Origin of the sequence: Phaeovulum sp., from assembly GCF_041596715.1 — a bacterium.
Classification (GTDB): Bacteria; Pseudomonadota; Alphaproteobacteria; order Rhodobacterales; family Rhodobacteraceae; genus UBA6213.
The window spans coordinates 20,045-27,250 of the sequence record NZ_JBFHIA010000005.1 but is presented as its reverse complement, the minus strand read 5'-3'; the positions used below and the strand labels follow the sequence as shown (position 1 = coordinate 27,250).

At 60.4% G+C, this 7,206-nt stretch carries 8 protein-coding genes; 1 reads left to right on the top strand and 7 read right to left on the bottom strand.

The window, feature by feature from the left end; genetic code table 11:
* The 7 genes from ABY403_RS00950 to ccoN all read right to left on the bottom strand — a co-directional run.
* Window positions 1–447 (bottom strand): cation transporter (locus ABY403_RS00950; RefSeq protein ID WP_372837672.1); only part of this gene is annotated, 447 nt, incomplete at its 3' end.
* A 4-nt stretch (window positions 448–451) separates the two neighbouring features.
* On the bottom strand, window positions 452–907 hold the full coding sequence (locus tag ABY403_RS00945; protein ID WP_372837670.1) for a FixH family protein: 456 nt from the start codon (window positions 905–907) through the stop codon (window positions 452–454).
* A gap of 2 nt (window positions 908–909) precedes the next feature.
* Window positions 910–2,367, bottom strand: a complete 1,458-nt coding sequence (gene ccoG / locus ABY403_RS00940; RefSeq protein WP_372837668.1) for a cytochrome c oxidase accessory protein CcoG — start codon at window positions 2,365–2,367, stop codon at window positions 910–912.
* A 255-nt stretch (window positions 2,368–2,622) separates the two neighbouring features.
* Complete coding sequence (gene ccoP / locus ABY403_RS00935; RefSeq protein ID WP_372837666.1) at window positions 2,623–3,498, bottom strand: cytochrome-c oxidase, cbb3-type subunit III; 876 nt, start codon at window positions 3,496–3,498, stop codon at window positions 2,623–2,625.
* On the bottom strand, window positions 3,495–3,716 hold the full coding sequence (locus ABY403_RS00930) for a cbb3-type cytochrome c oxidase subunit 3 (RefSeq protein WP_372837664.1): 222 nt from the start codon (window positions 3,714–3,716) through the stop codon (window positions 3,495–3,497). The genes ccoP and ABY403_RS00930 overlap by 4 nt, the downstream gene beginning before the upstream one ends.
* A 9-nt stretch (window positions 3,717–3,725) precedes the next feature.
* The gene (gene ccoO / locus ABY403_RS00925) at window positions 3,726–4,451 is read right to left on the bottom strand and encodes a cytochrome-c oxidase, cbb3-type subunit II (protein ID WP_372837662.1); all 726 of its coding nucleotides are present in this window, start codon (window positions 4,449–4,451) and stop codon (window positions 3,726–3,728) included.
* Window positions 4,452–4,464: 13 nt separating this feature from the next.
* Window positions 4,465–6,069, bottom strand: coding sequence for a cytochrome-c oxidase, cbb3-type subunit I (ccoN, locus tag ABY403_RS00920; protein ID WP_372837660.1), 1,605 nt, complete (start codon window positions 6,067–6,069; stop codon window positions 4,465–4,467).
* Between the two features lie 253 nt (window positions 6,070–6,322).
* Between ccoN and ABY403_RS00915 the strand changes: the two genes are divergently transcribed.
* On the top strand, window positions 6,323–7,162 hold the full coding sequence (locus ABY403_RS00915; RefSeq protein WP_372837658.1) for a universal stress protein: 840 nt from the start codon (window positions 6,323–6,325) through the stop codon (window positions 7,160–7,162).
* Window positions 7,163–7,206 lie beyond the last annotated feature (44 nt).

Sequence of the window (7,206 nt, the reverse complement as noted above, 5' to 3'; positions counted from 1 at the left end):
GGCCTCTGCCCCCGACCAGACGGCGACCGACAGCAGCATGATGTTCATCATGGCAAAGCCGGAAACGCCGATCCGCATCAGGATGTCGCGACCGCGCTTGTCGGCCTCTGTGGCGCTCAGCACATCGGGGTCTAGCTCGTGCGCCTCATAGCCGATCTGCGCCAATCGCTCGACTAGGTCTGCGGCCTGCACGTCGGGGTCTGCATCCACCGAAACGCGTTTCAGGGTCAGGTTCACGCGGGCCGAGCGCACACCGGGATGGCGCGCCAATTCGCGCTCCACATCCGTGATGCAGACGGCGCAATGCGCGGTTGGCAGCGACAACATCAACCGCGCATCGCGTGGCGCAGCGGCGGCTGCCAATCGTTCGGCGGAAGGTGCTGCAATACAGGCCGGGCACGCCGATGCCTGCATGCGCATGTCTTCCTGCTCGACGATCGCGCTCATCGCGCTACCCCTGCACCATGAAATCGAGCCGCTGGCGGAACAGCGTGCCATCCGCAGCGCGCGCCTCTAGGTGCAAAAGCCAGTTGCCCGGCCCAAGTGCGACCGGCGCGGTATAAACACCTTCCGCCAACTCGAACCGCAGAACCTGATCGTCGCGCACCGAGGTCGGGCGACCGACCAAGACACTCAGATCGGCCACCGCAGCGGGTAGGCCCGCCGTATCGCGGATTGCGATGGTCAGCACACCGCCCGCGTAGACCGGGTGCACCACCCAACCCAACGCCTCTTGCGCCATGCGATCGGCGTCAAAAGTTTGCGAGGCAACGTAAGAGTTTGCCACCTCTAGCCCCGGAAAGGTGCCAATGGCCTTGTAGGCCATGAACAGGTTGACCCCGATAATCACGCTGAACGCGGAAACCGTGATGATCAGCACCTTTCGGCCTGTCAGAGGGGCAGCCATGATCAGTTGTCCTTTCCGTTGAACACACTGTCGGCGCTTACCCGGTCTATGCCATCGACATCGCGCAGCCAGAACCGGACATCGGTGCGGCGCTCGTCAGCAAGGTCCGAGCCGCGCGGAGCGGTGACATAGACACGCTGAGTCAGCGTTTCATCTGGTGCAACGGTTACCACATTCGTCTCCTGCCCTTCCAGCACCAGTTCCACATCGTCCGAGTGTTCCGCAAAATCGTGATCTTCGCCACCGGTCATGGTGATTTCCAGCGTCGTTTCCTTGAGCTGCTTGTTGCGCAGGCGCACTTCGTAGGTGTTGCGGATCGAACCATCCGACAGCAGCACATACATCGGGTTGCGCACCGGCGTGACGTTGAACTCGAATGGCGGGCGCAGGAACAGCATCACAATCAAGGCAATGCCGATGCCCGACCAAAGCGTGAAATACAGCGTCGTACGGGGGCGGAAGATATGCCTCCAGACATGCTGGGGCTTTGCCCCGGCGCGCTCGACAGGTTCGTCCTTCAACGCCATGTAGCCGATCAACCCGCGCGGCTTGCCGACCTTGTCCATCATCGCATCACATGCGTCGATGCAAAGCCCGCAGGTAATGCATTCAAGCTGCTGCCCATCGCGAATGTCGATTCCCATCGGGCAGACGTTGACGCAAGCCATACAGTCGATGCAGTCGCCCAACTCACTGGCACCCTCGGCCTTGCGGTGTTTGCCGCGCGGTTCGCCACGCCATTCGCGGTAAGCGATGGTTATGGTGTCTTCATCCATCATCGCGGCCTGAATACGCGGCCATGGGCAAGCATAAGTGCAAATCTGCTCGCGCATGAAACCGCCGAAGATGAAGGTCGTGGCGGTCAGAATCGCGATCCAGAGATATGCCGCAGGATGCGCGGTTCCGTGCAGCAGGTTCGCCAGAAGCGTCGGCGCGTCAGTAAAGTAAAACACCCAAGCACCGCCCGTGCCCGCCCCGATCAACAACCAGATCGACCATTTCGTCGCCCGCAACGCGATCTTGTGCAGGTTCCATTTCTGTTGCCAAAGGCGCAGTTGCGCGTTGCGGTCGCCATCGATCCAGCGCTCAACCAGCAGATAAAGGTCGGTCCAGACAGTCTGCGGGCAGGCATAACCGCACCAGACCCGCCCCAGCGCCGAGGTGAATAGAAACAAACCCAGCCCCGCCATGATCAAAAGCCCGGCGACAAAGTAGAACTCGTGCGGCCAGATCTCGATCATGAAGAAGAAAAAGCGCCGGTTCGCAAGGTCCAGCAGCACCGCCTGATCGGGTAGCGTCGGGCCGCGATCCCAGCGAATCCAAGGGGTCAGGTAGTAAATCCCCAACATCATCCCCATCAGCCACCATTTCAGGGTGCGAAAGCTACCTGAAACCCTGCGCGGAAATACCGGCGCGCGGGCGGCATAAAGCGGGGTCTCGGATGGGTCGGTCTGGCTCACGGGGTGTCTCCGATATTGGCGGCGCCAAATAGCAGTTGGCGCCGCAGATGGGCAGCGGCATTGACCTGAATCAATATTGGCCTATTTGTGATGTATCAATTCTCGGCAAAGAACTCACGTGCTTTCCCAATTCAACCGCGCCGCTGCCTGCGCGGAATGCAATGGTCAGATGGCATCGGCCCCGCCGAAACGCGCGAACATATCGCGGTGCCGATGCCACCTGCAGGGCGGGCTCGAAAGCCCACCCCGGTTAGATCACTCGCCGCCGCCGAGGCTGTGGACGTAAAACGCGACCGAGCGAACTTCGGCTTCAGACAGCCGCGGTGCCCAAGACGGCATCACGCCAAAGCGGGCGTTTGCGATGGTCTGGGTCAATGCCGCTTCGCTGCCGCCATATAGCCAGATCGCGTCGGTCAGGTTCGGCGCACCAAGGTCGCGGTTGCCGGTTCCGTCGTCGCCGTGGCAAGCTGCGCAGTTGTCGGCAAACACCACTGCACCCGCTTCGGCCTTGGCGGCATCGTGCGACTCTCCGGAAAGCTGGCGCACATATTGCACCACCTCGCCGATCTGCGCTTCTTCCAGCAGCCCATCGGTGCCGAACCGCGGCATTTCCGAATAGCGCGCTTCAGGGTCTTCGGTGTTGCGCACGCCATGCATGATCGTCGCGTAGATCGCCTCGATGTCGCCACCCCAGAGCCAGTCGTTATCCAGCAGGTTGGGATAGCCCACCGCGCCGTTGGCACCCGAACCGTGGCACTGCGAGCACCATGTCGCGAACACAGCCTTGCCGGCATTTCCCGCGAATGACGCCAAATCCCTGTCCTCGGAAATTGCGGTCAGGTCTGTGGCAACCAGCTTTGCCTCGATCGGGGCGTTTGCGTCTGCGAAGCGCTTGATCTCGGCCGCCACGTCAGCACGCGTCGATGCGCCCAGAAGCCCCGGAGTTGCGCCCTTTATCAGCGGCCACGCGGGGTAAGCGATCGAGTAGCCGATCGCCCAGACAATGGTGATATAGAAGGTCCAAAGCCACCAGCGTGGTAGCGGGTTGTTGAACTCCTGAATCCCGTCCCACTCATGACCCGTGGTGGCAACGTCGCCGGGTTTTGTCGTCTTTACAGGTGCCTTGCTCATTTCTGAGCCTCCTTGAGCTTGGAGTCACCGTTGCTGCTGCCAACGCTGTCAGCCGCCGCGGGCTTGTCATCATGACGAAAGGGAATATTTGCAGAGTCTTCGTGCATCTTGCGGCTTCCGGGCCGCCAAGCCCAGAAGACGACGCCGATGAAAAACAGCACCAGCGCTAGAAGCACCCAGCTATCTGCAAACTCCCGCAAGAGGGTGTAAAGGTCCATCCCCCGCCCTCAGCGACTTGCATCAGGCTGGAAGGTCGAGAAATCGACCATCGTGCCGAGGACTTGCAGATAGGCTACCAGCGCGTCCATTTCGGTCAGCGCCTCCTGCCCGTCAAAGTTGCGCACCTGCGCCTTCGGGTAACGTGCCAAAAGGCCCGTTGTATCGGCAAACGGGTCGGCTTGATCTACGAAGTCTGCCTTTGCCACCGCGATCATCTCGGGCGTGTAGGGCACACCAACGAAGGCCTGCGTATTGAGCATGTCCTCGATGTAGGTCGGCTCGATTTCGGCATTCAGCAAGAACGCATATTTCGGCATCACCGATTCCGGCACCACCGATTGCGGATCGACCAGATGGCCAACGTGCCACTCATCCGAATAGCGGCCACCGACGCGGGCGAGGTCTGGCCCCGTCCGCTTCGAGCCCCACTGGAACGGGTGGTCATACATCGATTCAGCAGCAAGGCTGTAGTGCCCATACCGCTGAACCTCGTCGCGCATCGGGCGGATCATCTGGCTGTGGCAGTTGTAGCACCCTTCGCGGATGTAGATCTGCCGCCCCGTCAGTTCCAACGGCGAGTAGGGACGCACGCCTTCCACCTTCTCGATCGTGTTCTCGAGATAGAAGAGAGGTGCAATTTCGACGATGCCGCCGATTGTCACCACGAAAAGCGAGGCGACGAGCAGCAGTGTGGCGTTCTTTTCAAGAACGGCGTGTTTATCGAGAATCGACATGTCTGCTCTCCTCTCACTCAGCCGGAACGAAGGCTACACCGGCAGCTTCCTTGCGGGGCTGCTTGGCGACGGTCGCCCAAAGGTTGTAGCACATGATCAGCGCGCCAGTCAGATACAGCGTCCCGCCGGTTGCGCGCGTCACATACATCGGCCATTTCGCGGCAACGGTGTCTGCGAAGGCGTTGACGAGGAAGCCGTTGGCATCCACTTCGCGCCACATCAAGCCTTCCATGATCCCGGTCACCCACATCGAGGCGGCGTAAAGCACGATGCCGATGGTCGAGAGCCAGAAGTGCCAGCTAACGAGAGACAGCGAATAAAGCCGCTCACGCGCCCAAAGCCGCGGCGTCAGGAAGTAGAGCGCACCAAAGGTGATCATGCCGTTCCAGCCCAAGGCGCCAGAATGCACGTGGCCAATGGTCCAGTCGGTGTAGTGCGACAGGCTGTTGACTGCCTTGATCGACATCATCGGGCCTTCAAAGGTCGACATGCCGTAGAAGCCCACCGAAACCACCATCATGCGAATGACCGGGTCGGTGCGCAGCTTGTCCCAGGCGCCCGAAAGCGTCATCAGCCCGTTGATCATGCCGCCCCACGAGGGCATCCAGAGCATGATCGAGAACACCATGCCCAGCGTCGATGCCCAGTCGGGCAGCGCGGTGTAGTGCAAGTGGTGCGGACCCGCCCAGATATAAAGGAATATCAGCGCCCAGAAGTGGATGATCGACAGCTTGTAGCTGTAAATCGGGCGCTCGGCCTGCTTCGGGACGAAGTAATACATCATGCCCAAAAAGCCCGCGGTCAGGAAGAAGCCCACCGCGTTGTGGCCATACCACCATTGCGTCATCGCATCTTGCACGCCACCCGTGACCTGCACCGACACCGAGCCGAAAAGCGATACCGGGATGGCAAGGTTGTTGACCACATGCAGCATGGCGATGGTGATGATGAACGACAGATAGAACCAGTTCGCCACGTAGATGTGGGGTTCCTTGCGCTTGAAAAGCGTGCCCATGAACACGGCAAGAAACGCAAGCCACACCACCACGATCCACCAATCGATGTACCAGACGGTTTCGGCGTATTCCTTGCTTTGGGTCCCACCCAGAACATAGGAGGTTGCGGCGAGAAGGATCATCACCTGCCAGCCCCAGAACACGAACCAAGCCAGCCCGTTGCCCCAAAGCCTAGTCGCGCAGGTGCGCTGGACCACATAAAACGCCGACATGATCAGTGCGTTGCCACCAAAGGCAAAGATAACTGCCGAGGTGTGCAGCGGCCGCAGGCGGCCAAAGTTCATCATACCCAGCGTTTCATTGGACAGGTTCAGCGCAGGAAAGGCCAGTTCGAAGGCAATCGTCACCCCAACCAAAAAGCCCACGATACCCCACGCCGCCGTCGCAATGACCCCGGCGCGGATGACATCATCCATATATTCGTTGGCCGGCGCGGGCTTGCGCTTGCCCAAGGTGAACAAAAACCAGCCAAAAGCGATCGCGGCTACCGCAGCGACTTCAATGGCGTTGGCCAGATAGGCCGGATCTCGCGCCAGCGTGGCAGCATAAGCCGCAATCACAGCGACGGCGCCCAGCGCAATCAGCTTAACATAATCCCACATTTTGAAGTGTCCCCTCGTCTCGCCACTGCCCGCCCACGTCTTCTGACCGGACAGGTCTTTCGATTGGCCCCTTGTTATCCCGGACACTCTTCGGTTCTTTGATCTGTATCAAGTCTAAGCCCCAACCTGAGCCGTTTTGTCGCACCCACCCGCGCTTGAGTGCTAGAAATTGATCCCTGTCAAAGTGCTACGCCTTAGAATTGCTTAAAAACACATACGTAGGCCAGCTCGGCCCGTGATGGAAGGAAAGTCCATGAGCTATAAATCGATCTTCACGATCGTGACGGATTCGGCGCTGGCGGCATCGCAAATCGACATCGCCGTGGCAGTTGCGCGCCGCGAAGACGCGCATCTCGAGGTGCTTTGCCTTGGCGTCGATCGCACGCAAACTGGTTACTACTACGCAGGCGCAACCGCCTTCATTCATCAGGAAACCATCGAGCGCGCGGAAGAAGAAGCGAAGACCGCCGAGGCTTGGGTGCGCGAGCGGCTCGAGCCCGAAGACCTCCGCTGGTCTGCGGAAAGCGCGGTGGCGCAGCTTGGGGCGATCGGCTCGCTTATCGGCGCACGCGCCCGCTTTGCCGACCTTGTGGTACTGGCCAAGCCCTACGGCGAAGGTCGTACCCAAGACGCTGAAAGCATTATCGAGGCCGCGCTGTTCGACAGCCAGGCCCCGGTCATGGTCATCCCCGACCATGTAAAGGAACTAGGCGCCATGCGCCGCATCGTTGTGGCATGGAACCAGAGCACCGAAGCGCTTACCGCGGTTCGGGCGGCACTGCCGATTCTGCGCGCAGCCGATCTTGTTGATATCACCATCATAGATCCGCCCTCGCACGGGCCGGAACGTTCTGACCCCGGTGGCCAGCTCAGCCAGATGCTGGCGCGCCACGGTATCAAGGCCGAGGTTTCGGTGCTGGCGCGCACGATGCCGCGGGTCTCTGACGTCATCAATCGCCATGTGCGCGAAAGCAACGCCGACATGGTGGTGATGGGCGCTTATGGCCACTCGCGCTTCCGCGAAGCGATCTTGGGCGGTGCCACCCGGCACATGCTGGAAATGGCCGAAGTGCCGGTGTTCATGTCTCACTAAATCACGCGATCCTCTGGGCGGGTACCAAACCCGCCCGGTAGCGC

Coding starts and splice junctions, on each gene's coding strand:
- ABY403_RS00945 (WP_372837670.1), bottom strand. CDS start 907: ATGGCTGCCCCTCTGACAGGCCGAAAGGTGCTGATCATCACGGTTTCC.
- ccoP (WP_372837666.1), bottom strand. CDS start 3,498: ATGAGCAAGGCACCTGTAAAGACGACAAAACCCGGCGACGTTGCCACC.
- ABY403_RS00930 (WP_372837664.1), bottom strand. CDS start 3,716: ATGGACCTTTACACCCTCTTGCGGGAGTTTGCAGATAGCTGGGTGCTT.
- ccoO (WP_372837662.1), bottom strand. CDS start 4,451: ATGTCGATTCTCGATAAACACGCCGTTCTTGAAAAGAACGCCACACTG.
- ccoN (WP_372837660.1), bottom strand. CDS start 6,069: ATGTGGGATTATGTTAAGCTGATTGCGCTGGGCGCCGTCGCTGTGATT.
- ABY403_RS00915 (WP_372837658.1), top strand. CDS start 6,323: ATGAGCTATAAATCGATCTTCACGATCGTGACGGATTCGGCGCTGGCG.